The following is a 26,549-nucleotide window of genomic DNA, read 5'->3' on the forward strand; positions in this document are numbered from 1 at the left end:
GGTGGAAGCGGTGGTGGCGGCAATGGCGGTGGTCACGGTGGAAGCGGCAGTGGCGGCAACAGTGGCAGTGGCGGCAATAGCGGCAGCGGTCACAGTGGCAGCGACCATGGCGCGGGGCATTCCGGCAATACGGCTTCATCCTCCGGGCGCAGTGGTACTCACGCCGAACCGGGTGACGATCATGGGGTTCATCAAGCGGGCGAAGTCGGCCACAATCGCGGCGTTCATCACGCCGGTGAAATCGGTGACGACCATGGCGTACATCGCTCCGGTGAAATCGGCGATGACCACGGTGTGCATCGTGCCGGTGAAGTCGGCGACGACCACGGCGTGCACGTCGGTGGTGAGCCTGGCGATGACAAAAGGACCTGATAACCACTGATGCTCAATCAACCCACAAAACCCTGTGGGAGCGGGCTTGCCCGCGATAGCGTAGCGTCAGACGGCATTTTTGCTGATTGATCCACCGCAATCGCGGGCAAGCCCGCTCCCACAATAGCGACGGTTAGTCCAATCATCGCCCTACAGTGAGTCCTCAGCCTGATCCAGCCGCTCGCGCAAAAACTCGATCAACGCCTGCACCGGTCGAGAACGCTGCCGATGCTGCGGATACACCGCCGATAACGTCAGTGGCTCAGGCCGAAAATCATCCAGCACCGGCACCAGCCTGCCGTCCTTCAATGCCGAACCGACAATGAACGTCGGCAAGTAAGTAATCCCCATGCCGGCAATGGCCGCGTCCTTGAGCAACTCCCCGTTGTTGACCCGCATCCGCCCGGTGACGTTGACCGTCAACGGCTTGCCCGGCCCTTCGAAACGCCATTGCACCTGACGCCCGTGGCCGTAAGGCAGGCAGTCATGGCCATGCAGATCTTCGGGTTTGAGCGGCGTACCGCGCTCGGCCAGGTAAGCCGGGCTGGCGCAGTACACCCGCGCAATGGACGCGATGCGGCGGGCAATCAGAGTCGAGTCTTCCAGGATGCCAATGCGCAACGCCAAGTCATAACCCTCGCCGAGCAAGTCCACCGGGCGATCGCTCAAATCCACTTCCACCGTGACGTCGCGATAACGCTGCAAGAACACCGGCAGCAGACGCCCCAAATGCGCCAGCGCAAACGACAACGGCGCACTCACGCGGACAGTGCCGCGTGGCTCGGTGGTCTGGCCAGCAATGCCCTGCTCCACTTGCTCGACTTCACTGAGCAAGCGCAAGGCAGATTCGTAGTAACTCTGCCCCAGTGGCGTCACGTCCAGGCGCCGGGTCGAGCGATTGAGCAACCGCACGCCCAGGCGCTCTTCCAGTTGCATCAGCCGCCGGCTGACGAATTGCTTGGACAGGCCCAATTGATCGGCCGCTGCGGTGAAGCTGCCGGAGTCCATGACCTGGCAAAACATACGCAGATCTTCGAACGGGTTCATTGTCATGCTCTGATTGACAGTCAGAGACTTTATAGCCGTATTTCCCCTTCCAGGCACCTGCGGCGGATAGGCAACCCCTGTAGCAGCTGTCGAGCTTGCGAGGCTGCGTTCGGCTGCGAAGCAGTCGTAAACCCGGCTTGCACGTTCTTCCTGACACACCGTGGTGCCTGATTTCACGACTGCTGCGCAGCCGAACGCAGCCTCGCAGGCTCGACAGCTGCTACAAAAACCCGTTTATCGCACAGAAAAATGCCCGCACAGTCGCGGGCATTTTTTTTGGCGGCGGGCCTTATTTCGACGTCAGCACCGAATAGCTATTCATCAAGTTGCGGTAGTTAGGAATGCGCGGCGACAGCAGGTTCGCCAGGCCTTCCATGTCGTTGCGCCAGTCGCCTTGCAGCTCACACGCCACCGAGAACCAGTTCACCAATTGTGCACCGGCCGCCGCCATACGCGCCCATGCCGCCTGCTGCACGGTTTCGTTGAAAGTACCCGACGCATCGGTCACCACGAACACTTCAAAACCCTCCGCCAGCGCCGACAGTGTCGGGAAGGTCACGCACACGTCAGTCACCACACCCGCAATGATCAGCTGCTTGCGGCCAGTGGCTTTAACGGCGTTGACGAAATCTTCGTTGTCCCAGGCGTTGATCTGGCCTGGACGCGGGATGTAGGGCGCGTCCGGGAACTGCTCTTTAAGCTCTGGAACCATCGGCCCGTTTGGGCCGTTTTCGAAGCTGGTGGTAAGGATGGTTGGCAGTTTGAAGAACTTGGCCACGTCGCCCAGAGCCAACACGTTGTTCTTGAATTCGTTCGGCGAGAAATCCTGCACCAGTGAGATCAGGCCGGTCTGGTGATCGACCAACAGGACAACGGCGTCATCTTTGTTCAGGCGCTTGTACGGAACGTTGCTCATGTGAAACTCCTCGATGGATGGATGTCGCTTATGGCGCCGGCACAATAGGCCGGCGCTTTTTTGTGATCGTCAGAAGGCAAAACACGAGCAACCGAAGGCGCCCCAGAAACCGGCGAAATCGCTGACTGGCGCATTCGACAAGCGCGCCCGGTCATGGCTGTGGGCATGCACGCCGCACGGTCCGCTGCAATGGTGAACCTGCGCCTGCATCGGCGAAGCCGGACGCCAGTGACCCGGCACCTTGACCACCGGCGACCAGTCCGGCAGCACTGGCACGCTGGGGGGCCCAAGTTTTTCGAAGTCACCGGCGGCGTACACCACCTTGCCGCCGACCACGGTCAGCACCGACTCGATCCACTTGATTGCTTCTTCATCGACGCTGAAAAAGTCCGCACTCAGGGCCGCGACGTCCGCCAGTTGGCCGACCTTGATCATGCCCTTCTTGCCCTGCTCGGAAGAAAACCAGGCGCTGCCGTGGGTGAACAACTCCAGCGCGGTTTGACGTGACAGGCCCTCGGCGTGCAGTTCCAGGCCACCGACGGTGCGACCGCTGACCATCCAGTACAGCGAGGTCCATGGATTGTAGCTGGACACCCGCGTCGCGTCGGTGCCAGCGCCGACCGGTACACCTTCGGCCAGCATGCGTTTGACCGGCGGCGTCGCTTCGGCGGCTTTGGCGCCATAACGCTCGACGAAATATTCACCCTGGAACGCCATGCGATCCTGAATCGCAATGCCGCCGCCCAGCGCCCTCACCCGCTCGATGTTCTGTGGGGTGATGGTTTCGGCGTGATCGAAAAACCACGGCAAGCCATTGAACGGAATATCGCGATTGACCTTCTCGAACACGTCGAGCATGCGGCTGATCGATTCGTTGTACGTCGCATGCAAACGGAACGGCCAGCGCTGTTCGACGAGGTGGCGCACCACCGGTTCCAGCTCGTCCTCCATGGTTTGCGGCAGGTCGGGACGCGGTTCGAGGAAGTCTTCGAAATCCGCCGCCGAGAACACCAGCATTTCCCCGGCGCCGTTGTGCCGCAGGTAATCGTCGCCCTGATGCAGGGTGACGCTGCGGGTCCAGTTCTTGAAATCAGTCAGCTCTTCCTTGGGCTTCTGGGTGAACAGGTTGTAGGCGATGCGAATGGTCAACTGCTGGTCCTTGGCCAACTGCTCGATCACCTGGTAATCGTCCGGATAATTCTGGAAACCACCGCCGGCATCGATGGCGCTGGTGAGGCCGAGGCGATTGAGTTCGCGCATGAACTGACGCGTCGAGTTGACCTGATACTCCAGCGGCAACTTCGGCCCCTTGGCCAGCGTCGAGTACAGAATCATCGCGTTGGGCCGTGCGACCAGCATGCCGGTCGGGTCGCCATTGGCATCGCGCACAATCTCGCCACCCGGCGGGTTCGGCGTATTGCGGGTGTAACCGGCGACACGCAACGCAGCACGGTTGAGCAAGGCTCGGTCATACAAATGCAGGACGAACACCGGGGTATCGGGTGCGGCCTGATTGAGTTCTTCCAGGGTTGGCATGCGTTTTTCGGCGAACTGGAATTCGTTCCAGCCCCCCACCACGCGCACCCATTGCGGCGTCGGCGTGCGGTCGGCCTGATCCTTGAGCATGCGCAAGGCATCGGCCAGGGACGGCACGCCTTCCCAGCGCAATTCGAGGTTGTAGTTGAGGCCACCACGGATCAGGTGCAAGTGCGAGTCGTTGAGGCCGGGAATCACGCAGCGCCCCTTGAGGTCAATGACCTGGGTGCCCGAACCGCGCAGGGCCATGGCCTCGGCATCGGTGCCGACCGCGACGAAGCGACCGTCGCTGATGGCCACGGCACTGGCGAGGGGGTTTTCACGGTCAACGGTATGAAATTGGCCATTGAACAAAATCAGATCGGCGTTCATCGCGTTTCCTTCGACGGAGTGGAATGGGACAGCCAGGGCGCGAACAATCGGGTCGCCATGGGCATGAACAGGTACACCACCGAGACCACGATGGTCAGCGTGATCAGGAACGTGGCGACCACATAATTGGAGAGCACAGCATTGAGCTGCAGCAGCGGCCCCCAGATCAGCGGCACCAGCAAGGTGTGCGGCAGAATCACCAACAACGTCACCACGGCCTGCTTCCAGCGCGGCGGTGGCGTGGCGGCGTCAGCCTGCGGGGCGAACCAGAATTCATTGACCGGGTTGACCTCGGTCTGGTCGCCGTCCGCCAGCATTGGCGTCGCTTCGTTGACCAGCGCCAGCCGTTGCGGTGAATCGAGCCAGCGTTGCATGGCGTCGGTCGAGCAAAAGCGCAGCACGCAGGTGTACATGTCGAGACCGGCGTTCTTGCCACGCATCACGTCCACGCCCAAGTGCCCCTCTTGCTGCCCGGCGACACTGACGATATTGCGTAACCAGGCCTCATAGGGCGCTTCAAAACCGGACTTGACCCGGTGTTTGATGACCAGGGTCACGACTTCCTCGAAACCCCGTGCGGGTGTGTCGATTGAATTGGATTCAGGCATAACGAAAGGCTCCGGCAAATCGGTGGTTGATCGCCAGCCGTCCCGGCCCGGCAATGAATATGCTGCTGAACAGAATCAACAGCAGCCAGCCGAACTGCCCTTCATCGATGCTCCATTGCGGATGCACAATCACCAGCGCCACCAACAGCAGAAACAAAATGGGCAGGCACGCCAAACGCACCAGCGCCCCGGCGATGATCAGCAACGGACACAGCACCTCGGCGAAAATCGCCAGCATCAGCGTGAGGTTCGCGCCCAGGTTGAAAGGGTCTTCGATGCGTTGCAGTTCCGCGCTGTAGTTAAGCAGCTTCGGCAAACCGTGCACCCACAACAGAAACAGTCCACCGCTGACCCGCAGAAAAAGCAGCCCGAAGTCCTGGGCGCGTTCATCCCATCGCGAAGTGTTCATGGCCTGACCTGCACAAAAGAAAAACCACCGGCAAGGCTTCGCCGGGACCGATTCGATAGTGCCCGGGCGGGCGTGGGGAAAATTGAATGTACGTGCTCTTTTTGCGGGTGAGCCTGTACCCACGCAAATCCCCTGTAGGAGCGAGCTTGCTCGCGAATGCGCAGTGTCAGCCAACATGAATGCTGGATGGCACAGCGCATTCGCGAGCAGGCTCGCTCCCACAATTGAATGGGGATACGGCGAGAGATTGGTTGGCTGTCAGGCCGCCATCGCAGGCAAGCCAGCTCCCACATTTGGACTGGGTGCATCTGCTAGAGATTGGTTGGCTGTCAGGGCGTCTTCGCTGGCAAGCCAGCTCCTACAATTGAAGTGGGTGCATCTGCTAGAGATTGGGCAGTCGGGGCGCCTTCGCGGGCAAGCCTCGCTCCTACAAAATCAAATGCAGAGCGGTGTGCAGCTTTTGCTCTTCACCACTCAAGGTCGAGCGTTAGCTCGCCTGCAGCTTTTGATCTTGATCCACCCGCCCCTTCGGAAGGCTGAGTGCAGGTGTTCATCTGGGGGCAGGCGCGCAGCGCCGTTCGACGCAGTCGAACACATCGAGAGGAGGTCGTCGCGAAGCAGACCGGAGGCGATGCGCCCAGATGAATACCGGAGCGAAGGAACACCGAGCCTAAGCGAGGGGCCGGACGCCGGGGCAAGACTTTTTGGTTCCTTTTGTGGCGTTTGACAAAAGGGACTCGCCGTAAGGGCGAAACCCTAAGCGGCCGTTACCGCAGAAATGGATATGTACACCTTCAAAAAATCTGTCGCCTGACACATAGCCTTCGCTGGCAAGCCAGCTCCTACAGGGCCGGGATGTTCAGGGGCTCCGACATAAACTGACTAATGCGCGCCCGCAACCACCGCTCCGCTGGATCATTGTCATGCACCCCGCTCCAGGCCATCGACAACTGCGCCGCCTCAATCGGAAACGGCGGATCCTCCGCCCGCAACGCACACCCCTCAACCAACGCACACGCCGCATAATCCGGCACCGTCGCAATCATCTCAGTCCCGGCCAGCAACGCCCGCAACCCACTGAACTGCGGAACCCCCAACACCACCCGCCGACAGCGCCCGATCTTGGCCAGATCAAGGTCAATGTTGCCGCTCAAATCCCCCGAAAACGAAACCATCGCATGCGGCCGCGCACAATACTCATCCAGCGTCAGCGTCCCCGGCCGCTTATCGCCGCGCAGCACCTTGCACGCAATGTCCCGCAGCTTCTTGCGCTTGGCATTCGCCGGCAAATCCGTGGTGTAACTCACCCCCACCGAAATCTCCCCGGACGCCAACAACGCCGGCATCAACAGATAATTGGCCCGACGCACCACCACGATGATCCCCGGCGCCTCCTCGCGCAATTGCGTCAACAACGGCGGAAACAAACCGAACTCGGCATCGTCCGAAAGCCCAATGCGAAACACATCGCGCCTGGTCGCCGGATCAAACTCCTTGGCCCGACTGACCGCACCCGAGATCGTATCCATCGCCGGCTGCAGCTCCTTGAGAATCGCCAGCGCCCGCCCCGTCGGCTCCATCCCGCGGCCGTTACGCAACAGCAACGGATCGTCGAACAGATCGCGCAGTCGTCCCAGCGCCGCACTCACCGCCGGCTGGCCCATGAAGAGTTTTTCAGCGACACGGGTCAGGTTTTTTTCGAACATCAAGGCCTCGAAAATCACCAACAGATTCATGTCGACACGGCGCAAATCGTTACGGTTCATAGGCACGGTTCCCTTGTGTATTGAGCCAGGCGCGAGGATGACAATTGTGTCTGACTTTACTCAAGACTGCCCACCACGAACAAGGAATTAACAACGTTTAACTCGCCAGCCAGAGCCCCGCGCCCAAGAATTGAATCCCACCGACACGGACATTTGCCATGGCTCACTTTCAGCAAAATTCCGCCCGAACAACCGTCACTGAAACGCGCAAGAAAACCACCGGCGGCCTGACCCCGTGGCGCGTAAACCTGGCCAAACAACTGATCCTCGACCGGCTCGGTGAAACCGTGGAAGTGACCGAACTGGCGCGCGCCTGCGCCCTCTCACGCAGTCACTTTTCCCGCGCGTTCAAGTGCAGCACCGGGCTTTCGCCCCAGGAATGGATTCGTCAGCAGCGCATCGTCCGGGCCAAGCAACTGATCCAGGATACCGACCTCAGCCTCACGCAAATCAGCCTCGAATGCGGCTTTTGCGATCAGGCGCATTTCTGCCACATCTTCACCCGCAGCGAAGGCATCAATCCGTTTGCCTGGCGTTGCCGCTCAATGCGCTCCTCGCGCCCCCCTGCCCACACCGTGCAACTTCACGCTCAATAAACCCGGCGACGCACTCTTTGTAGCAGCTGCGAGGCTGCGTTCAACTCTTGTAGCAGCTGTCGAGCCTGCGAGGCTGCGTTCGGCTCTTGTAGCAGCTGTCGAGCCTGCGAGGCTGCGTTCGGCTCTTGTAGCAGCTGTCGAGCCTGCGAGGCTGCGTCCAGCTCTTGTAGCAGCTGTCGAGCCTGCGAGGCTGCGTCCAGCTCTTGTAGCAGCTGTCGAGCCTGCGAGGCTGCGTCCAGCTCTTGTAGCAGCTGTCGAGCCTGCGAGGCTGCGTTCGGCTGCGCAGCAGTCGTGAAATCAGGCGCTGCGGTCTGTCAGGCACACCGCGTGCGCAGGGTTTACGACTGCTTCGCAGCCGAACGCAGCCTCGCAAGCTCGACAGCTGCTACAGAGCCCTACGCAGCCTTGCTTGACAGCTACCCCTTGAGGAACGCCAGCAGATCAGCGTTGAGCTGATCCTTGTGGGTATCGGTCAAGCCATGGGGCGCGCCGGGGTAGATCTTCAACGTAGACCCCTTGACCAATTCTGCCGACGCGATGCCCGCCGCTTCGATCGGCACCACCTGGTCAGCATCGCCATGCACCACCAGGGTCGGCACGTCGAATTTCTTCAAGTCTTCAGTGAAGTCGGTTTCGGAGAACGCCCTGATGCAGTCATAGGCATTTTTGTGGCCGGCCGTCATGCCTTGCATCCAGAACCCGTCGATCATGCCCTGGGAGGGCTTGGCGTCAGGCTTGTTGAAGCCGAAGAACGGACCACTGGCGAGGTCGATGTACAGCTGCGAACGGTCGGCCAGTGACGCCTGACGGATGCCGTCAAACACTTCGATCGGCAGGCCACCGGGATTGGCTTCGGTCTTGAGCATCAGCGGCGGCACCGAGGAAATCAGCCCGGCCTTGGCCACGCGGCCGGTGCCGTGGCGACCGATGTACCGCGCCACTTCACCGCCGCCGGTAGAGAAGCCGAACAGCACGGCGTCTTTGAGGTCCAGCAGCTCGATCAACTGCGCCAGGTCATCGGCGTAAGTGTCCATGTCATTGCCGAACCACGGCTGACTGGAGCGGCCATGGCCCCGGCGGTCGTGGGCGATCACCCGGTAGCCTTGGGAGGCCAGGAAAATCATCTGCGATTCCCAGCTGTCGGCATTCAGCGGCCAACCGTGGCTGAACACGATAGGCTGACCGGTGCCCCAATCCTTGTAGTAAATCTCGGTGCCGTCTCGGGTCGTGAACCTACTCATGCGATGTCTCCTTGGCGAGTGTGTGGGTGAATCAAACCGGGGGGTGGCCCATGCGTTCGGCCAGACGCGCCACCCGCTCGCCCAGATGCGCGGCGGTGCGACGGTCTTCGGGGGGTGGGGCAAGGTCGGGGGACTGTTCGACATTCGACTGGGCCATGGCGCCCAGCGAACGGCCCAGGCGATTCATTTGCCCATCGAACACGCCGATGCTGCTGCGCGCCGGCAGCAGGTCGAGGCCGACCCAGATCATCGTGTGTTGGGCGGCGAAGACCACCATCTGTAGCAGGGTGTTGAGTTTGTCGCCGCACAGGCACCCAGAATTGGTGAACCCGGCGGCGAGCTTGTCACGCCAGGGCTGGGCCAGATAAAACGCGGCGGTGGCGTCCATGAAGCCCTTGAAGGGCGCCGAGGCGCTGCCCATGTAGGTCGGGGCGCCGAAGATGATGGCGTCGGCCCGGTGCAAGCTTTCCCAGTGTTGATCAACGTCCTCGACCGAAATCAACTGGCAGGTGCTGCCCAGGTGCCGTTCCACGCCTTGGGCCACGGCGTGCGCCATGACTCGGGTGTGCCCGTAGCCACTGTGATAGACCACCACCACGTTGCTCATTCCGGCGTCGCTCCCTGTGTGTTAAATCCTTGTAGGAGCGAGCTTGCTCGCGAGGGCGTATCAGATAAATGGGTGTTGACTGACACACCTTCGCGAGCAAGCTCGCTCCTACAGGGATCAGAGTTTTGGGTGAAGACCGGACGCACGACGAGTTAAACGTTGTTAATTCTCCATGGCGCGCTAAAAGCCCCAACGCTCTCTTTGTCGCCCCCGCGACCAATAGATACTAGTCTGTGGACGGCGCCGGGAAATCTGCAGTCGCAGCGAACACCCTTCAGTCACCCGACCAGCGCATTGCGCTGATGAAAAAACCTGAGGAACATGCTCGAAAACCGCGTACTAGACGGATGCAAGCAGGAGTGACCCGTTGACCCTTTCCCCCGAACAGGCCATTCATTTCGGCCCCTACCGGATCTACCCCGGCCAACGCCTGGTGATGGAGGCCGACCAGCCCCTGCGCCTGGGCCGGCGCGCGCTGGACATCCTGTTGATCCTGCTGGAACACGCCGGCAATGTGGTCAGCAAACAAGAGCTGATTGCCCGGGTCTGGCGCAAAAGCGTGGTGGAAGACATCAACCTGCGGGTACACATGGCGGCCCTGCGCAAAGCCCTCGGCGACGGTCAGGCCGGCCAGCGCTACATCGTCACCGTGGCCCAGCGCGGGTACAGCTTTGTCGCGCCGTTTTCGCTGGAACAGATCGAGCAACATTCCGAACCCGAGGTACAGCCGCCGAGCCGCCACAACCTGCCCGTGCGGCGCACGCGCCTGATTGGTCGGCAGACCCTGATCGACAGCCTGGTAGCCCGGCTGTCACGCCAGCGTTTCATCACCCTCGTCGGCCCCGGCGGTATCGGCAAGACCACCGTGGCCCTGCGCGTCGCCGAGCAGTTGATCGGTCGCTACCGGGACGGCATTCGCCTGCTGGACCTGGCCCCGATCAACGACCCGTTGATGATTACCGCTCATCTGGCGACGCTGCTTGACCTGTCTTTACACGACGCCGAACCGATGAGCGGCCTGGCGACGTTCCTGCGCGAGCGGCAGATGCTGCTGGTCATCGACAACTGCGAACACCTGATCGATACCGTTGCACTGCTCTGCGAATGCATCCTTCGCGGTGCGCCCGAGGTGCACATCCTGGCCACCAGTCGCGAGAGCCTGCGGGCCGAAGGCGAGTTCGTCGAGCGCCTGGAATCGCTGGACTGCCCACCGCCCATCGCCGTGCTGGACCGCGCTCAGGCAATGACCTTTTCAGCCCTGCAACTGTTCGTCGAACGGGCGATGGCCAGCCACGACAGTTTCGAACTGAGCGATGACGAACTGCCGCTGTTGATTGACATCTGCCACCGCCTCGACGGTATTCCGCTAGCCATCGAACTGGCGGCGGCGCAGGTCGGCCATTTCGGCCTGTGCGGGTTGCTGGCGCAGCTGCAAGGCAGTTTTCGCCTGCTCACCCAAGGCTGTCAAACGACCCTGGCCCGGCATCAGACCCTGCGCGCCACGCTGGACTGGAGCTTCGACCTGCTCAGCCCCTGTGAACAAATCTGCCTGCGCCGATTGGGCGTATTCCGCGGTGGTTTCACGCTGGAGTCGGCGGCGGCGGTGATCGTCGGCGAACGCATCGAGCCGAGCGAGGTGTTTGGCTCGATCACGCAACTGGTGGCCAAATCCCTGTTGAACGTCGAGGTCGGCGACGAAGAAGTGTTCTACCGTCTGCTCGACACCACACGTAGCTATGCCCTGGAGAAACTCGACCAGGCCGCTGATCTGCCAGGCACTCGTGAACGCCATGCCGAACGCTGCCTGGCGTTGATGCATCAGGCCCAGAACGACTGGGAACTGATCCCGACCGGCCTGTGGATCGAGCGTTATGCCCGCAGCCTGGAAGACCTTCGCTCGGCCCTCGACTGGGGGTTGAATGCGGATGGGCCGCCCCTGCTGGCGATCCGGCTGACGGCGACGTCGACACCGCTCTGGCAGGAGCTGTCGCTGCTCAAGGAGCACGGCGTTTATGTGCGCAAGGCGCTGGCACTGCTCGAATCGACGCCCGAGCCCTGCCCCCGGTTGAAAATGGCCCTCAAACTGGCCCTTGGCAGCTCCTGCTACCACACCCAGGGCGGCACTGCCGAAACTGTCGAAGCGTTCGTCAGCGCCAGAACCCTGGCCAAAACCTGCAACGACGTGGCCGGTCAGCTCCGGGCGGTCTCCGGGCACATGGCGGTCAACCTCAGTTGCGGCAACTATCAAATGGCACTGGAGCAGAGCCTGCAATTCGACCGGCTGGGCGTGCATGGCGATGCCGTGCTGTCGCTCAGCACCCATCGCTTGCGGGGCTGGCCCTGCACTTTTCCGGGGATCAACAACAGGCGCGGGAGAATGCCGAACAGGCCCTCCAGCGCATGGCCCAGAGCGGGCACCTGAACCGCTTCACCCATGGTTTTGGCGTGCAGTACGACCAGAGCGTGGCAGCCCTGACGATTCTGGCGCGCATCCTCTGGTTGCAGGGCCACCCGGAACAAGCCTGGCGCACGGCCAGGCAGGCGCTGGACATCGCGATCCAGATCAACCACGGCACGTCCATTTGCTACACCCTGGCCTTGTCCGGTTGCCTGATTGCCCAGTACAACGGCAACACCCGGACCGCCCGCGACCTGCTGCGCCTGCTGCTGGAGCAAGCACAAAAACACTCGGTGCTGCTGTTCTACACCTGGGCCCGGCACTATGCGCAGGTGATCGACCAGGCTGAAGCACATTTGCCCACGCCACCCGGCGGCGGTTTGATCAAGGAAATAATGGTCACGCTGGACTCGGGTTTCGTCGACGACGCCTTGCTGCAACGGGCCGACACCGGCTCGGCAGGCTGGAGCACGGCGGAAATTCTGCGGGCGCGGGCCGCTGCGCTGTTGGCAGACGATTACCCGGTGAATGCCAATGCTGCCGAGGAGGTGCTGATCAGGGCGTTAACCGTGGCAAAACGCCAAGGTGCCCTGGCCTGGGAACTGCGCAGCGCCACCGCGCTGGCGCAGCTTTGGCAGCGTCAGGGCCACTGTCAGCGAGCGCATGAGCTGTTGGCGCCGATCTACAACCGGTTCACCGAAGGTTTTGCCACACCGGACCTGACGACCGTCCGGCGCTTACTCGACGAGTTGCAGCGTCACCTGGCTGCCTGAGGTCCAGCGTGCCTGGCTGATGTAGCGCGCATAGCGCATCTCAAAGGCCCGTAAGTCACCACTGTGCTCAAGCTTCTCAAGTGCGTACGTGCGGGTGGTGTTGAGAAAGCGGTAACGGGGCACGCCGCTGCCCTGCTCCAGCGACAGCAACGACTTGAGCGCCAGCCCTTCCACCACTTCAGCCAGGGTCGAGGGCAACAGCACCGCGCAAGTGATCACACCGATCGCCGCGTCCAGCGTGAAGGCCATTTTGAACACCGCCAGGCGCTGCAACACGGTTTGTTCCAACGCGCTCAACCGTTCATAGCTCCAGTCCAGCGCGGCTTTGAGCGTCTGATGCCGTGGCACGGCAGTGCGCCGACCTTGGGTCAGCAGCTGAAAACAGTTATCGAGCTGGGCTTGCAACCCCACCACCGCCAACGCATCGATCTGCGCCGCCGCCAGTTCAATGGCCAAGGGCAAACCGTCGAGTCGACGACAAATCTCGCGCACCGCTTTGAGGTCCTGTTCGCGCAGGGTAAAGCCTTGCTGGCGGGCTCGGGCACGGCTGACGAATAACTGCACCGCCGAATACCCCAGGACTTCGGTGACACTGTGCAACGCCGAAGCCGGCGGAACTGCCAGGGCCGGCAAGCGCTGGACAGTTTCCCCGGCGGCCAGCAGCGGTTCGCGGCTGGTGGCCAGGATCGACAGGCGTGGCGCCAACACCAGCAGGTCCTCGATCAGTGTCCGGCAGCGCGTTTGCAGATGTTCGCAGTTGTCGAGGACCAGCAATGTATGCCGCTGCGCCAGCGCATCCAGAGTCGTTCCGACATCCAGTTCAAGGGTGCGCGTCAGGTGATCGACCACCTGCGCGGGGTCATCGATCGCTGCCAGATCCACCAGCCAGACGCCATCCTGATAGTGCTGCAACAGCAGTTCCGCCACGCGCAACGCCACCGTGGTCTTGCCGATGCCAGCGGGGCCGATCAAGGTCATGAAACGCCGAACCGGCAACTGCCGGACCACACTGCCAACCACCGAATCTCGACCGGTTACCGGCGTGAGTCGCGCCGGGAGATTGTGCTGATGCTTCTGAATGATCGCGATCGGCGTACCTTCCAGTTCGCGCTGAACCGGGGCAATAAAGCTGTAACCGCGCTGGGGAATATTGACGATGTAACGCTGCCCGTCCTGGCCGTCGCCGAGGGCGCGTCGCAGGGCGGCAATGTGCACGCGCAGATTGATTTCTTCGACCACCGAGGTCGGCCAGACGTGGGCAATCAGTTCATCCTTGCTGACCACCTCCCCGGCGCGCTCGACCAGCACCTGGAGGATATCCAGGGCCCGCCCGCCCATGCGCAGCGGCCGATCACCGTCCAGGATCAGCCGTTGCCGCAGGTGGAACGCGTAGGGGCCGAACCGCAGCAGCGCATCGCTGTTTAAATCTCTGAGACTGTTCATGCACGTTCACGTGCTGAAACCTGGCCCGGCGCTCAGTGCGGTAAATCCATCGCACCCGCCCTCCAGGCTCCCGCACCTCCATTGCAAAGAGTTCACGGGTATCTTGGCAGGCCTCGGTGACGGTACAACTGCCGCGGTGGGAGCGTCACGGCCATCAGGGTGCGCGCAACGGACAACAACGCTCTAGCTGAACTGTTCGCGGTACTGGGTCGGGGTCAGGCCTAGCTTTTCACTGAACAGAAAACGCATGTGCCGCACGCTGCCGAAGCCGCTTTTGAACGCCACGGTCTTGAGCGGCAAGTCGCTGGTTTCCAGCAGATTCCTGGCGCGGTCGATGCGCGCACTTTGCAAAAACTCCATTGGCGTCATGCTCACTTCCCGGGCAAACACCCGAGCGAAATGCCGGGCACTCATGTTCGCCAGGCCCGCCATGCATTCGACGCTGAAGGCTTTATCGAGGTGATCGAGCACATGGTTTTGCACGCGAGTGACGGCTGTTTCGTGAGGGGCCACGGCGGCCGTCAATGGACTGAACTGTGCCTGCCCGCCCTGACGTTTCATCACCACCAGCAGAACCTTGGCCACGTCCTGAGCGACTTTCTTGCCGTGGTCCTCAGCCACCACCGCCAACGCCAGGTCGATGCCGGCGGTGACGCCGCCGGAGGTAATCAAGTTGCGGTTCAGTACGTAAATCTGATCGGTCTCCACCGTCGCCTTGGGAAAGCCCTTGATCAACCGTTCGGTGTAATGCCAGTGAGTGGTCACGCGATAACCATCCAGCAACCCGGCATGTCCCAGCACGAACGCGCCGGTGCAGATCGAGCCATAGCGCCGGGCCCGGCTGACCGCACCCGGAAGCCAGCGGAGCAACCGAGGATGTTTTTCGTCGTAGGCACCCGGACCGCCGGGCACCAGCAGCACGTCATAGTTCGCACTTGCCTGATCAATGTGCAGATCGGCCTGGACGCTGACGCCGTTGGAGGCCCGCAGCAGGCCCGGTTCGGTGCCGATGGTCAACAGTTCATAACGCTGATCCGGCGCCAGATAACGATTGGCGATGGAGAACACCTCCATGGGGCCGGCCATGTCGAGCAGGAGAAACTCCGGAAACAACACCATTGCCACGGTTTTCATGGGTTCAAATCCCTGTAGGAGCAAGCTTGCTCGCGAAAACGGCAGTTCATTCAACATAGTTGGTGACTGGCACACCGCTTTCGCGAGCAAGCTTGCTCCTACAGGGGGTTGTGCACGGCACCAGGATGCTGTGGCAGATGAGGATACCTGAATCAGCGCCAAAAATTGTCAACCCAAAAGGGACAGTCTTTCAATTTACATCTACTTATTGCACCCACCAGTAAACATTAACCTTCTCCTCACTCGGACGAATCAACGTCCCCACAGGAGATTTCATCGTGCTGACCCTTCGCAAAGCTTCCGATCGCGGTCTGGCCAATCATGGCTGGTTGAAGTCGTTCCATACCTTTTCCTTCGCCAACTACCGCAACCCGAAAGAGCAGGGTTTTTCCGACCTGCTGGTGATCAACGATGATCGGGTTGCCGCCGGTAAAGGCTTCGGCCAGCACCCGCACCGCGACATGGAGATTTTCTCTTATGTGCTCGAAGGTGCCCTGGAACACAAGGACACGCTCGGCACCGGTTCGGTGATCCGCCCCGGTGACGTGCAACTGATGAGCGCCGGCAGCGGCGTGGCCCACAGTGAGTACAACCACTCGGCCACCCGGCCGGTGCACTTCCTGCAAATCTGGATCGTGCCGGACGTCAGCGGCGCCAAACCGCGTTATCAGCAAGAGCATTTCAGCACGCAAAAGAAACGCGGACGTCTGCAACTGATCATCTCCCCGGACGGGGCCAAGGGCTCGCTGAAAGTGCGTCAGGATGCGCGGGTGTATGCCGCCCTGATTGACGGCAAGGAAAGCGCCGCCCTGGAACTCGGCGTCAATCGCTACGCCTATGTGCATGTCGCTCGCGGCAGCATTGAACTCAACGGCGTGCAGTTGCAGGCAGGCGATGGCGTACGGGTTCGCGATGAGCAGGTGCTGACCCTGAGCAACGGCGTGGATGCCGAAGTGCTGGTGTTTGACCTGCGTCCTCAAGAACTGCCGGAAATGCCATAACAGGGATTGATCTAAACCTGTAGCAGCTCTGCGTTCGGCTCTGTAGCAGCTGTCGAGCCTGCGAGGCTGCGTTCGGCTGCGCAGCAGTCGTGAATTCAGGCGCTGCGGACTGTCAGGCAGACCGCGTGCGCAGGGTTTACGACTGCTTCGCAGCCGAACGCAGCCTCGCAGGCTCGACAGCTGCTACAGAGCAGAACGCAGCCTCGCAAGCTCGACAGCTGCTACAGGGTCTGCGCGCGTCCCCGATGTCATTCCCCCGTCCCGGAAAACACCGCAACAATCTCATCAATGACCACCCGCACCCGAGCGGTATGCCGCAGGTCCGCGTGGGTCACCAGCCAGATGTCGTAAGGCACCGGTCGCGTGCGTTCCGGCCACAGCCTGACCAGCCCGTCCCTCTCCCCCATGTACAGCGGAATTTCCCCCAGCCCGATCCCCGCCGCAATGGATCGGCGCACCAGCAGGCTGGAACTCAGGCTCGCCACAATCCGCCCGCGACCCAGCGGTTCCGAGACCAGGGTTATCTCCTTGTTACCTTGCAAATACGGCTGATACACCACCAGGTCATGCCCTTCAAACGCCGAACCCGGCTCTGGCACGCCATGACGCTCCACATAACGTTGAGCGGCAAAAAGCCCCACCGGCCAGCGCGCGATGCGCCGGGCGATCAGGTCCGGATTGTCCGGCCGGGTATTGCGCACCGCGATATCGGCTTCGCGTTTCGACAGGCTGAGAATCTGCGTCGAAGCGTCCAGTTGAACCCGTACCTCGGGGTGTTGCTCATGCAAGCGAGCAATGGCCGGGATCAGGAAATCGATGGCCAGGGAATCGGTGGTGGTGACCCTTACCAGCCCGGTCAGCCGGTCGTCGAGCCCTTGTATCTGCCGCTCAAGCTCCAGCGCTGAACGTTCCATTTTCTCCACAGACTGTAACGCCGCTTCGCCGACCGCCGTCAGCGCATAGCCCTCGGAGGTGCGCAGAAACAGCGTCGCGCTCAAGGATTTTTCCAGCGCCGCGATCCGTCGGCCGACCGTGGCCTGATCGACTCCCAACACCCGCGCCGCGCCGCGCAGTGTCGATTCACGGCAGACCGCGAGAAATACCCGTGCGTCATCCCAATTCATAAAGTCCTCCACTGCTGCATATACGCATCACTGTAACGCTAAATCGCAGCGTTATTGCATCATAAAATCTCGATATGCTGAGCACCAGAGTTAACCCACAGGACATTTTCCATGCTCGGCACCTCAGCTACTTCGCACACACCGCGCAGCGCAATCTGGCTGCCGATCTTCGCCGGCCTCAGCGCCAGCCTGGTCAGCATTGGCCTGGCGCGCTTTGCCTACACGCCATTGATTCCATCGTTGATCCAGGCTCACTGGTTTTCCGCCAGCGACGTGGTCTACCTCGGTGCGGCCAACCTGATCGGTTACTTGATCGGCGCATTGATCGGCCGACCGCTGGCCCAGCGCACGTCGAATAAAACTGCCTTGCGGCTGATGATGCTCGCGGTGACGCTGGCGTTTTTTGCCTGTGGTTTTCCGTTGTCGGTGATGTGGTTCTTTGGCTGGCGTCTGCTGTCGGGCGTTGCCGGTGGCGCGATCATGGTGCTGATGGCCGCGACCGTGTTGCCCCACGTACCGGCGTCCCGCAGAGGCCTGGCCAGCGGCGCGATCTTCCTTGGCATCGGCCTGGGCATTGCCGGGTCCGGCACGATTGTGCCGCCACTGCTGAGCCTTGGCTTGCGCGAAACCTGGTTCGGCCTCGGCCTGCTCTCACTGATCCTGACCGCTGCGAGCTGGTTCGGCTGGCCATCGACCACGCACCAAGAGACCGCCACCGCACAGCAAAACCCGACGTCCTCACCGACCCACCCGGCCGTCTACCTGTTGTTCGCCCAATACGCGTTCATGGCGGCGGGCCTGGTGCCGGCCATGGTGTTCCTGGTGGATTACGTGGCTCGCGGGCTGGGTGCCGGGCCGCACGTCGGTGCACTGATCTGGGTGATGTACGGCCTCGGCGCGATTGTCGGGCCGGTGAGTTATGGTTTTCTCGCCGATCGCTGGGGTGCGCGGTTGAGCATTCGGCTGGTGCTGGTCGTGCAGGCAATTGCGCTGGGCCTGCTGTCGATTTCGAATTCCTTCATGGCCCTGGCCATGTTGGCGGTGATCCTCGGCTCGTTCCCGCCGGGCATCGTCCCGCTGGCGCTGGCCCGGGTTCACGAACTGATCCCGCAGCATCATCAGCAGCAAATTGCCTGGAGTCGCGCCACCGTTTCGTTCGCCACGTTCCAGGCCATCGCCGGGTTTGCCTACTCGGCCCTGTTCAACGCCAGCGGCGGCCATCACGCCTTGTTGTTCATTATCGCTGGCGGTGCCATCGTCGTGGCGTTGCTGCTGGAACTGGGCATGCGGTTTTTGAAGATCAAAAGATCGCAGGCTGCGCCAGCGCCTACAGGAGAATGCATACAACTGTAGGAGCTGCCGAAGGCTGCGATCTCTTGATCTTCCACACCGACACACGGTCCCACTTCTTGAACATTATCAAAACAGGTATCCCAAATGACCCTGCCCCAAACCATGACCCTGATTGAAATTACCCAACCCGGCGGCCCCGAGGTTTTAAAGCCGCGCCAGGAATCGGTGCCAACCGCTGGCGCGGGCGAAGTATTGATCCGCGTGCACGCTGCCGGGGTCAATCGTCCCGACGTGATTCAACGCGCCGGCAAGTACCCGATGAAACCCGGCATGAGCCCGATCCCAGGGCTTGAGGTGGCCGGTGAAGTGGTGGCCATCGGTGCCGGCGTGAACGACTTTATTGTCGGCGACAAAGTCTGTGCACTGACCAACGGCGGCGGTTACGCGCAGTATTGCGTCGCACCGGCCAGCCAGACACTGCCGATCCCGGAGGGAATGGACTGGGTGCAAGCGGCGGCTGTCCCGGAAACCTTTTTCACGGTGTGGGCCAATCTGTTCGACATGGGCGGCGCCAGCAAAGGCCAGCGCGCACTGATTCACGGCGGCACCAGTGGCATCGGCACGACCGCCTTGATGTTGTGCCGCGAATTCGGGGTCAAGGCGTTTGCCACGGCAGGCAGTGAGGAGAAGTGTGCGGCGATCCGCCAATTGGGCGCCGAAGCGATCAACTATCGCGATCAGGATTTCGTCCAGGTCATCCAGGAAAAAACCGCCGGCAAAGGCGTCAATGTCATCCTCGACATCATGGGCGGCTCGTACCTGAACCAGAACATTGCCGCGTTGGGCATGGAAGGTCGGCTGGTGATGCTGGGCTTCCTCGGCGGCGCCCACGCCAAGGACGTCGACCTGCTGGCGATCATGGGCAAACGCGCGATCGTCACGGGCTCGCTGTTGCGCTCACGTACCCGGGAAGAAAAAGCTTCGATTGCCGAACAGTTGCGCGAGTATGTCTGGCCGGTCCTCGCCGCCGGGCGTTGCCTGCCGATCATCGATCAGGTCTATTCGCTCACCGATGCAGCGCAGGCTCATGCGCGGATGGAAGCCGGCGATCACATCGGCAAGATCGTGTTGCGGGTGGATTGATCCACAGGGGGTCGGTGAACGGCTGTCGAAATTATTCCCGCCCCCGGCATGCTTCTGTTAAAAACGGTGCTTCCTGTTTTTGCCGTGGACCACACCAGTGCCCTCTTCCCTTCTCACTCGTCTACGCCGACGCTGGCTGCCGCTGCTGTGCATGGCCGCGCTGGTCGTCGGCCTGCCGGTGGGTTGCGGGGTGCTCAAGTACAAAGAGCGCGAGTTGCTGTTTCGCATCGAACCGGGCACGGCTGGCTGGTATCGCGGCTTGCCACAGGACGTTCAGGAATTCGACATCAAGCCTGCGAATTTCAAGGCTGGGCAAAACCTGCATGCCTGGTGGTGGCCAGCCGCGCGCCGCGATGCGCCATCGATCCTTTACCTGCACGGCGTGCGCTGGAACCTGACCGGCCAGGCATTCCGCATCGAGCAATTGCGGGCCATGGGCTATTCAGTGCTGGCCATCGACTACCGCGGGTTTGGCCAGAGCAAGGGCGACTTGCCGTCGGAGGCCAGCGTTTACGAAGACGCCCGAGCCGCTTGGGAGCGTTTTGCGGCGATGCAACCGGACGCCAACAAACGCCTGATCTACGGGCATTCCCTGGGTGGCGCGGTGGCCATTGATCTCGCCGCAGAGCTGGCCGCACAGGCGAAAAAAGACCACGGTGCCATACCGGCGCGTGGCCTGGTGATCGAGTCCACATTCACCTCACTGGGCGATGCCGTGGCGCAAGTGGCCGACAGCAACCTGCCAGTTAAGTGGCTGCCGGTGCGTTGGCTGCTGTCGCAGAAATTCGATTCCATCGACAAGATTGTCGACATCGACATGCCGCTGTTGGTGGTACATGGCCTGGCCGATCCGTTCATGCCCTCGCGGTTCAGCCAGCAACTGTTCAATGCCGCCAACGAACCCAAGCGCCTGTTGCTGATACCCGGTGGTACGCACAACAACAGCATGAGCCTTGGCGGCCCTGAGTATCGCCAGGCACTCGATGGCTTGATGAAAGCCAAACCAGCGCAGATGGCCGGGCCTAGCGGTAACCCCGGGCTTGCAGGTTAAACAACTGCGCATAACGCCCGCCCGCCGCGACCAGGCTGTCGTGATTGCCGCGCTCCAGAATCGTCCCCTGATCCAGCACGATGATGTGGTCCGCATTGCGCACGCTGGAAAACCGATGGGAAATCAGCAGAGTCATGCGGCCTTCGGTGTGCTCACTGAAATGCTCGAACACCGCGGCTTCCGCCGCCGGGTCGAGCGCCGAGGTGGGCTCATCGAGAATCAGGATATCGGCATTGCGCCGCATGTAGGCGCGGGACAAGGCAATCTTCTGCCATTGCCCGCCAGACAGCTCCTGCCCACCGGCGAACCAGCGGCCCAGTTGCGTGGCATAACCTCGATCGAGGCGTTCGATAAACGGCGCGGCCATGCCCTCGGCCGCCGCGTCCTGCCAACGCTGTTCGTCGTTGAATGCCAACGTGTCACCGACGCCGATGTTCTCGCCGACGGAAAACTGATAGCGGATGTAATCCTGGAAAATCACCCCGATGCGCCGACGCAGCGCCTCTTCTTCCCACGCCTGCAAATCACTGCCATCGAGCAGAATGCGGCCCTGATCGGGACGATAAAGACGGGTCAGCAATTTGATCAATGTGGTCTTGCCCGAACCGTTCTCCCCCACCAGCGCAACACTGTGCCCCGGCACCAAATGCAGATCGATACCCGCCAGCGCGGCGCGACTCGCACCCGGATAGCTGAAACCGACGTTCTCGAAACGCAAACCATCGCCGGGCACCGCACCGACGGTAAGGCTGCCGGTGTCGGCCACCACGGGTTCGGCCAGGTATTCGTAAAGGCTGGACAGGTACAGGCCATCTTCGTAAAGACCGCTGATGGCGCTCAGGCTACTGCTCACCGCTGACTGTCCCTGCTTGAACAGCACCAAATACATAGTCATCTGCCCCAGGCTGATATTGCCGTGGACGGCATCGATCACCACCCAGGCGTACGCCAGATAAAACGCCCCGGTGCCCAGCAGCCCGAGCACGAATCCCCAGCCGTCACGGCGCAACGTCAGTCGGCGGTCTTCGGTATAGAGTCGAGCGAATGTCTCGCGATAACGCTTCAACAGCAGCGGCGCGAAACCAAACAGTTTGACCTCTTTGATGTAGCCCTCATGGGAGAGCAACGTCTCGATGTAAGTCTGCTGCCGGCTCTCTGGTGCGCGGCGGGTGAACAGCCGAAAGGCATCCCCGGAAAAATGCGCTTCGGCAAAAAACACCGGCAACGCACCGACCACCAACAACACCAGCGCCCAAGGCGAAAAGTGCACCAGTAACACGCCGAAGCTGATCAACACGATCAGGTTCTGGATCAGCCCCAACGACTTCATCACCAGCGCCAATGGCCGCGTCGACGCTTCTCGCCGGACCCGGACCAACTTGTCGTAGAACTCCGAGTTCTCGAACTGCACCAGCGACAACGTCTGGGCCTTCTCCAGAATCATCGTGTTGACCTTCTGCCCCAACTGCACCCGCAACAGCGATTGCTGGACCGACAGCGCACGCTGGGTCCCGGACAACAATGCGAGCACGCCGGCTTCAAACAATACGTAACGCAACACCGGCCACAACGGCGCGCTGCCCTGCTGCGCATGCAACTGCATGGCGAACACCACCGCATCGACGATTCGCTGGCCCAACCACGCTGCCAACGCCGGCAACACCCCGGCGATCAGCGTGGCCAGCACCAATCCCAGAAACAACCCGCGAGAGGTGCCCCAGACCAGTAGCAAGGCACGTCGCGCCTGATCGAGTAATGAGGCGACGCGATCGAGGCTGACGCTCATTCAGCCGGCTCCGTTGCGAGCCGTTTATCTTCAAACCGCGCCCGGTAACGTCCCGGACTTTCCCCCGTCCACTTCTTGAACGCCCGATGGAACGCGCTCGGTTCCTGGAAGCCCAGTTGCTCGGCAATATCGCCGATGCTCGCCCGGCTCTGGCGCAGTTGCTCAAAGGCAACGCCGCGACGTACTTCGTCCTTGATCTCCTGATAGGAACAGCCTTCACGCTCCAGTTTCCGGCGGAACGTGCTGGGGCTCAGGTGCTGTTCCAGGGCAAAGGCCTGCAAGGTCGGCCATTCGCTGTAATGGCTGTTGCGCAGACGCTGGTGGACCTGCGACGCCAAGCCATGCTGGTTGCGGAAGCGGATCACCAGCCATTGCGGCGCAGTGCGCAAAAACACCTTCAGTGAGGCCAAATCCTGAACCACCGGCAGGCGCAGGTAGTGACTGGCGAATTCGATTTCAGTGCGCTCGGCGCCAAAGGTCAGGTTGGGACCCCAGAGCAAACGGTCATCGCTGAGGGAGATGCGCTCATGGCGAAAATCCGCGCGGTCAATGGGAATACGCCGCCCGCCCAGCCAGCACAGCAGACTGATCATCAACACCAGAAACGTCTCCTCGCCCAAACGACTGACGTCACTGTTGGGCGAGCGGTTCTGCAAGCTGATCACCGCACGCTTGCCGCGCACCGTCAGCGTGCCGCGAAAATCGTGGAGGAACAGCGCGAAATTGGCCAGGCATTGGCGCATGGCCTTGTGCAGATCAGGCTCCTGAATCAACGCGCGGCAGATCAGGGCAAAACTGCCCGGCGGCATGCCATGGGAGTCGAGTCCGAAAAATTCGTCGTTCAGCTCGCGAATTTGAATCAACCACAACGCAGCAAATGCGCTGGCCGGCACCCGCGCGGTGGGTTGCGCCATCAATGCCGGGTCGATGCCTGCCTGTTCAAGCGCAGCCTTTAGCCGCTGCGGATCGTCCCCCAGCCCATGGAGCATTGCCTGCACGAAGTAGGCGGCAACCGAGTCCTTTTCCCGCATGTGAACGCTTCGCTCCTCATCACCTGAAATGGCAAAAAACACCAGTGCCGTTGAACAGTTCCGGCATAGGACAACCGCCCTGCCGGCTCTAGACTCGCGGCCAATAGTACGCCTTCGACCGTTGTGGCGGCCAAGGTATCGCAAGGTTTGATCGGAAGGACGCAAACATGAATCTGCAAAACATTGGCGTGATCGGCGCAGGCACAATGGGCAATGGCATTGCGCAAGTGTGCGCCCTGGCCGGCTTCAACGTGACCTTGCTGGACATCTCCGAGAGCGCCCTGCAAAAAGCCATCGCGACCGTCGGCAAAAACCTTGATCGACAGGTTGCCAAGGACACGTTGACCCCAGGACAAAAGCTCGCCGCCCTCGACAAGATCCGCACCAGCACCGATTACAGCAGCCTTGAAAACGTGCAACTGGTGATCGAAGCGGCCACCGAAAACCTCGACCTGAAACTGCGCGTTTTGCAACAAATCGCTGCACAGGTCAGCGCCGAGTGTGTGATCGCCTCCAACACCTCGTCGTTGTCCATCACCCAGCTCGCCGCCAGCGTCAGCCAGCCTGAGCGCTTCATCGGCCTGCACTTCTTCAACCCGGTGCCGGTGATGGGCCTGATTGAAGTGATCCGCGGCCTGCAAACCAGCGACGCCACCCACGCCCTGGCGCTGGACATGGCAACAACGCTCGGCAAAACCGCAATCACCGCCGGCAACCGTCCGGGGTTCGTGGTCAATCGGATTCTGGTGCCGATGATCAATGAAGCGATCCTGGTGTTTCAGGAAGGCCTGGCCAGCGCCGAAGACATCGACGCCGGCATGCGCCTGGGCTGCAACCAGCCGATCGGCCCGCTGGCATTAGCGGACCTGATCGGTCTGGACACCGTTCTGGCTATCCTCGAAGCGTTCTACGACGGTTTCAACGACAGCAAATACCGCCCCGCTCCACTGCTCAAGGAAATGGTGGCCGCCGGTTACCTGGGACGCAAAACGGGGCGTGGCTTCCATGCCTATGCCTGAGCGGTGCTCACGTTTCGCCGAATACCGGGACAAGGTGCTGGAGCTGTTCGCCAGCAAGGGCTTCGGGCAAGTCGGCATGCGTGAGCTCGCGACGTGCCTGGGGCTCGCCCCGGGCTCGTTGTATCACCATTACCCCAGCAAACAGCACTTGCTGCTCGACCTGATCGAGGAGTTCTACGAAGAGCTGTTGGCAACCTTGGGGCGCATCGAGCAAAAGGCTCCGGCAAAACGCGACAGGCTTCCTGCGCTTATCCGTGCGCATCTGAATCTGCATCAGGAAATGCCTTGGCATTTTCGTCTGGCGGAGCGTGACAGCGGCTGCCTTAACGAAGAGCAACAGGAACGGGTCCGGCAGTTGCGCGAACAATACGAGCGCAAGCTGTTGCAGATGCTCGGGGTCCGATCGCGGTTCAGCGAACAGGGTTTGTTGGCGGCCGGACATGCGATTGCCAACTTGCTCAACAGCGCGCCCGGTTGGTTGGCGCAGCATCCGCTGGATGAACAGGCACGTGATGAACTGTTGGAGAATCTGGTGAGCGGGGGCATTGAACGCTTGCTCGCGCCTCGACGTGTGCACGAAGCGATAAGCCTCGCCCAACCCATAGAGAAAACATCTAAAAAAATGCCCCTGCACCCCGCGTTTTAGCGCTTTGCTACCCGAGTCAACGTCCATCGGAATTCGCTGACGAACCAGACGTCAAACCGATGTGTACCCTCAATGACCGGGAGCGCAAACATGAAAATCAATCCCTACCTGATCTTCAACGGCGACTGCAAAGCCGCTTTCACCTTCTATGCCCAAGCCCTGCAAGGCCAGATCGAAATGATGATGACGTTCGGTGAAAGCCCTGCGCGCGAGCATTTTCCATCGGACCTGCACAACCTGATCATCCACACTCGCCTGTTGGTGGACGACCAGGCGATCATGGGCTCGGACACCACGCCTGATCGCCCCACGGATGACATGGCCGGCTGCTCGGTCTCGCTGAATGTCGACAGCATTGCCGAGGCCGAACGAATTTTCACTGCATTGTCGGAAGACGGCAGCGTGCAGATGCCACTGGAAGCCACATTCTGGGCGGCGCGTTTCGGGATGCTGGTCGATCGGTTTGGTGTGTCGTGGATGGTCAATTGCGAAAAGGATCAGTGAAATTGGCTGGTCTAACGACTTTTCTGTAGGCATGAAAAAGCCCAACCTGAAAAGGTTGGGCTTCTGGCAACTCCGGGACCGTCTGCTACCGTCAACATGCCACCTCGTTAGTAGCGGATTCTTCGGAGATCACCCCCTATGTCGGCCTACAACGCGCCTTGGTCCACTCGTTTCAAAATGTCATTGCTGGCAGGAGGTCTCATCGCCACCCTGCTCGCGCTCAATGGCTGCGCCACTGTCGATGCACAGACCACCGCTTATGTGGGTGTCGAGCATCCCGCGCCGACGCTGGCCAGCGAGGTCGTAGTGCTGCGTACCGAGCCCCTTCGCCCCCATATTCGCTTAGGTGAAGTGCTCATCGATGCCAGCGTCGAGCCCGCCCCGCCTATAACCGAGGTCGAACAAAAACTCCGGGAAGAATCCGCCAAGCTTGGCGGCGATGCCGTGGTGGTGGTTTATGACCATATCCAGGCGGTGGGCGCCTATGTCAGAGGGGGGGTGTGGAGTCGCGATGTCGAAACCATCGAGGGTCGCAAACTCAAAGGCATCGTGATCAAGTATCGGTAATCACTTTCCTGCGGACAAAACAAAACCCCTACCTGCGTACGCAGATAGGGGTTTCGGAATTTAATCTTGACGATGACCTACTCTCACATGGGGAAACCCCACACTACCATCGGCGATGCATCGTTTCACTGCTGAGTTCGGGATGGGATCAGGTGGTTCCAATGCT

The 26,549-nt window shown here is 61.1% G+C and carries 23 protein-coding genes, 1 rRNA gene and 1 pseudogene; 11 read left to right on the forward strand and 14 right to left on the reverse strand.

The annotated features are described in order from the left end of the window. The coding region (locus AEQ67_RS32880) for a hypothetical protein (protein WP_059408043.1) at positions 1 to 372 on the forward strand (372 nt) is incomplete at its 5' end. A gap of 150 nt (positions 373 to 522) precedes the next feature. Here the strand turns inward: AEQ67_RS32880 and AEQ67_RS32885 are convergent. From AEQ67_RS32885 to AEQ67_RS32915, 6 genes are all read right to left on the reverse strand, one after another. After that, positions 523 to 1,419 carry a LysR family transcriptional regulator gene (locus tag AEQ67_RS32885; RefSeq protein WP_059408045.1) on the reverse strand — a complete coding sequence of 299 codons (897 nt, stop codon included), beginning with the start codon at positions 1,417 to 1,419 and terminating at the stop codon, positions 523 to 525. A gap of 289 nt (positions 1,420 to 1,708) precedes the next feature. Beyond that, positions 1,709 to 2,335 (reverse strand): isochorismate family cysteine hydrolase YcaC, encoded by a 627-nt coding sequence (ycaC, locus tag AEQ67_RS32890; protein ID WP_059408047.1) that lies wholly within the window; start codon positions 2,333 to 2,335, stop codon positions 1,709 to 1,711. A 69-nt stretch (positions 2,336 to 2,404) separates the two neighbouring features. Then, a complete protein-coding gene (locus tag AEQ67_RS32895) occupies positions 2,405 to 4,243 on the reverse strand; it encodes an amidohydrolase (RefSeq protein ID WP_059408049.1) in 1,839 nt (612 codons plus the stop codon). After that, the gene (locus AEQ67_RS32900; protein ID WP_059408051.1) at positions 4,240 to 4,851 is read right to left on the reverse strand and encodes an antibiotic biosynthesis monooxygenase; all 612 of its coding nucleotides are present in this window, start codon (positions 4,849 to 4,851) and stop codon (positions 4,240 to 4,242) included. Before AEQ67_RS32900 ends, AEQ67_RS32895 begins: the two co-directional genes overlap by 4 nt. Further along, complete coding sequence (locus AEQ67_RS32905) at positions 4,844 to 5,260, reverse strand: DoxX family protein (protein ID WP_059408053.1); 417 nt, start codon at positions 5,258 to 5,260, stop codon at positions 4,844 to 4,846. Before AEQ67_RS32905 ends, AEQ67_RS32900 begins: the two co-directional genes overlap by 8 nt. An 842-nt stretch (positions 5,261 to 6,102) precedes the next feature. Continuing rightward, positions 6,103 to 7,026, reverse strand: a complete 924-nt coding sequence (locus AEQ67_RS32915; protein ID WP_059408057.1) for a LysR substrate-binding domain-containing protein — start codon at positions 7,024 to 7,026, stop codon at positions 6,103 to 6,105. 158 nt (positions 7,027 to 7,184) lie between these two features. Here AEQ67_RS32915 and AEQ67_RS32920 point away from each other — a divergent pair, with 158 nt between their 5' ends. Further along, positions 7,185 to 7,622, forward strand: a complete 438-nt coding sequence (locus tag AEQ67_RS32920; RefSeq protein ID WP_059408059.1) for a helix-turn-helix domain-containing protein — start codon at positions 7,185 to 7,187, stop codon at positions 7,620 to 7,622. Between the two features lie 416 nt (positions 7,623 to 8,038). On the opposite strand, the gene AEQ67_RS32925 is transcribed toward AEQ67_RS32920, so the two are convergent. Beyond that, the gene (locus AEQ67_RS32925) at positions 8,039 to 8,863 is read right to left on the reverse strand and encodes an alpha/beta fold hydrolase (protein WP_059408061.1); all 825 of its coding nucleotides are present in this window, start codon (positions 8,861 to 8,863) and stop codon (positions 8,039 to 8,041) included. 31 nt (positions 8,864 to 8,894) lie between these two features. Beyond that, positions 8,895 to 9,470 carry a flavodoxin family protein gene (locus tag AEQ67_RS32930; protein WP_059408063.1) on the reverse strand — a complete coding sequence of 192 codons (576 nt, stop codon included), beginning with the start codon at positions 9,468 to 9,470 and terminating at the stop codon, positions 8,895 to 8,897. A gap of 367 nt (positions 9,471 to 9,837) precedes the next feature. On the opposite strand from AEQ67_RS32930, the pseudogene AEQ67_RS32935 reads away from it, so the two are divergent. Continuing rightward, positions 9,838 to 12,641, forward strand: a pseudogene (locus AEQ67_RS32935) (ATP-binding protein). On the opposite strand, the gene AEQ67_RS32940 reads toward AEQ67_RS32935, so the two are convergent. Together AEQ67_RS32940 and AEQ67_RS32945 are read right to left on the reverse strand one after the other, a co-directional pair. Continuing rightward, positions 12,606 to 14,084: an ATP-binding protein gene (locus AEQ67_RS32940; RefSeq protein ID WP_059408065.1), complete on the reverse strand. Its 1,479-nt coding sequence runs from the start codon at positions 14,082 to 14,084 to the stop codon at positions 12,606 to 12,608. The pseudogene AEQ67_RS32935 and the gene AEQ67_RS32940 sit on opposite strands and share 36 nt — an antisense overlap. Before the next feature lie 183 nt (positions 14,085 to 14,267). Beyond that, the gene (locus AEQ67_RS32945; protein ID WP_059408066.1) at positions 14,268 to 15,218 is read right to left on the reverse strand and encodes a GlxA family transcriptional regulator; all 951 of its coding nucleotides are present in this window, start codon (positions 15,216 to 15,218) and stop codon (positions 14,268 to 14,270) included. A 278-nt stretch (positions 15,219 to 15,496) separates the two neighbouring features. On the opposite strand from AEQ67_RS32945, the gene AEQ67_RS32950 reads away from it, so the two are divergent. Continuing rightward, complete coding sequence (locus tag AEQ67_RS32950; protein ID WP_059408068.1) at positions 15,497 to 16,219, forward strand: pirin family protein; 723 nt, start codon at positions 15,497 to 15,499, stop codon at positions 16,217 to 16,219. 248 nt (positions 16,220 to 16,467) lie between these two features. Here the strand turns inward: AEQ67_RS32950 and AEQ67_RS32955 are convergent, their stop codons facing one another. Further along, a complete protein-coding gene (locus AEQ67_RS32955; protein ID WP_059408070.1) occupies positions 16,468 to 17,343 on the reverse strand; it encodes a LysR family transcriptional regulator in 876 nt (291 codons plus the stop codon). A gap of 111 nt (positions 17,344 to 17,454) precedes the next feature. Between AEQ67_RS32955 and AEQ67_RS32960 the strand changes: the two genes are divergently transcribed. The 3 genes from AEQ67_RS32960 (at position 17,455) to AEQ67_RS32970 (ending at position 20,830) form a co-directional block, all read left to right on the forward strand. After that, positions 17,455 to 18,696, forward strand: coding sequence for a YbfB/YjiJ family MFS transporter (locus AEQ67_RS32960; RefSeq protein ID WP_059408072.1), 1,242 nt, complete (start codon positions 17,455 to 17,457; stop codon positions 18,694 to 18,696). A gap of 84 nt (positions 18,697 to 18,780) precedes the next feature. Continuing rightward, a complete protein-coding gene (locus AEQ67_RS32965; RefSeq protein WP_059408074.1) occupies positions 18,781 to 19,779 on the forward strand; it encodes an NAD(P)H-quinone oxidoreductase in 999 nt (332 codons plus the stop codon). A 97-nt stretch (positions 19,780 to 19,876) separates the two neighbouring features. Then, a complete protein-coding gene (locus AEQ67_RS32970) occupies positions 19,877 to 20,830 on the forward strand; it encodes an alpha/beta hydrolase (RefSeq protein WP_059408077.1) in 954 nt (317 codons plus the stop codon). Here the strand turns inward: AEQ67_RS32970 and AEQ67_RS32975 are convergent. Both AEQ67_RS32975 and AEQ67_RS32980 read right to left on the reverse strand, forming a co-directional pair. After that, positions 20,802 to 22,616: an ABC transporter ATP-binding protein gene (locus tag AEQ67_RS32975; protein WP_059408079.1), complete on the reverse strand. Its 1,815-nt coding sequence runs from the start codon at positions 22,614 to 22,616 to the stop codon at positions 20,802 to 20,804. The genes AEQ67_RS32970 and AEQ67_RS32975 overlap by 29 nt on opposite strands. After that, complete coding sequence (locus AEQ67_RS32980; protein ID WP_059408082.1) at positions 22,613 to 23,647, reverse strand: AraC family transcriptional regulator; 1,035 nt, start codon at positions 23,645 to 23,647, stop codon at positions 22,613 to 22,615. The genes AEQ67_RS32975 and AEQ67_RS32980 overlap by 4 nt, the downstream gene beginning before the upstream one ends. Before the next feature lie 167 nt (positions 23,648 to 23,814). Between AEQ67_RS32980 and AEQ67_RS32985 the strand changes: the two genes are divergently transcribed. From AEQ67_RS32985 to AEQ67_RS33000, 4 genes are all read left to right on the forward strand, one after another. Then, positions 23,815 to 24,666 (forward strand): 3-hydroxybutyryl-CoA dehydrogenase, encoded by an 852-nt coding sequence (locus tag AEQ67_RS32985; RefSeq protein WP_059408085.1) that lies wholly within the window; start codon positions 23,815 to 23,817, stop codon positions 24,664 to 24,666. Continuing rightward, the gene (locus AEQ67_RS32990) at positions 24,653 to 25,312 is read left to right on the forward strand and encodes a TetR/AcrR family transcriptional regulator (protein ID WP_059408087.1); all 660 of its coding nucleotides are present in this window, start codon (positions 24,653 to 24,655) and stop codon (positions 25,310 to 25,312) included. The genes AEQ67_RS32985 and AEQ67_RS32990 overlap by 14 nt, the downstream gene beginning before the upstream one ends. A gap of 90 nt (positions 25,313 to 25,402) precedes the next feature. Continuing rightward, on the forward strand, positions 25,403 to 25,816 hold the full coding sequence (locus AEQ67_RS32995) for a VOC family protein (protein ID WP_059408090.1): 414 nt from the start codon (positions 25,403 to 25,405) through the stop codon (positions 25,814 to 25,816). Between the two features lie 138 nt (positions 25,817 to 25,954). Further along, positions 25,955 to 26,383, forward strand: coding sequence for a hypothetical protein (locus AEQ67_RS33000; RefSeq protein ID WP_059408092.1), 429 nt, complete (start codon positions 25,955 to 25,957; stop codon positions 26,381 to 26,383). A 64-nt stretch (positions 26,384 to 26,447) separates the two neighbouring features. Here the strand turns inward: AEQ67_RS33000 and rrf are convergent. Next, a 5S ribosomal RNA gene (gene rrf / locus AEQ67_RS33005) occupies positions 26,448 to 26,549 on the reverse strand; the annotation flags it as partial.

The sequence above is a fragment of the Pseudomonas sp. RIT-PI-q genome (genome assembly GCF_001297125.1).
Lineage (GTDB): Bacteria > Pseudomonadota > Gammaproteobacteria > Pseudomonadales > Pseudomonadaceae > Aquipseudomonas.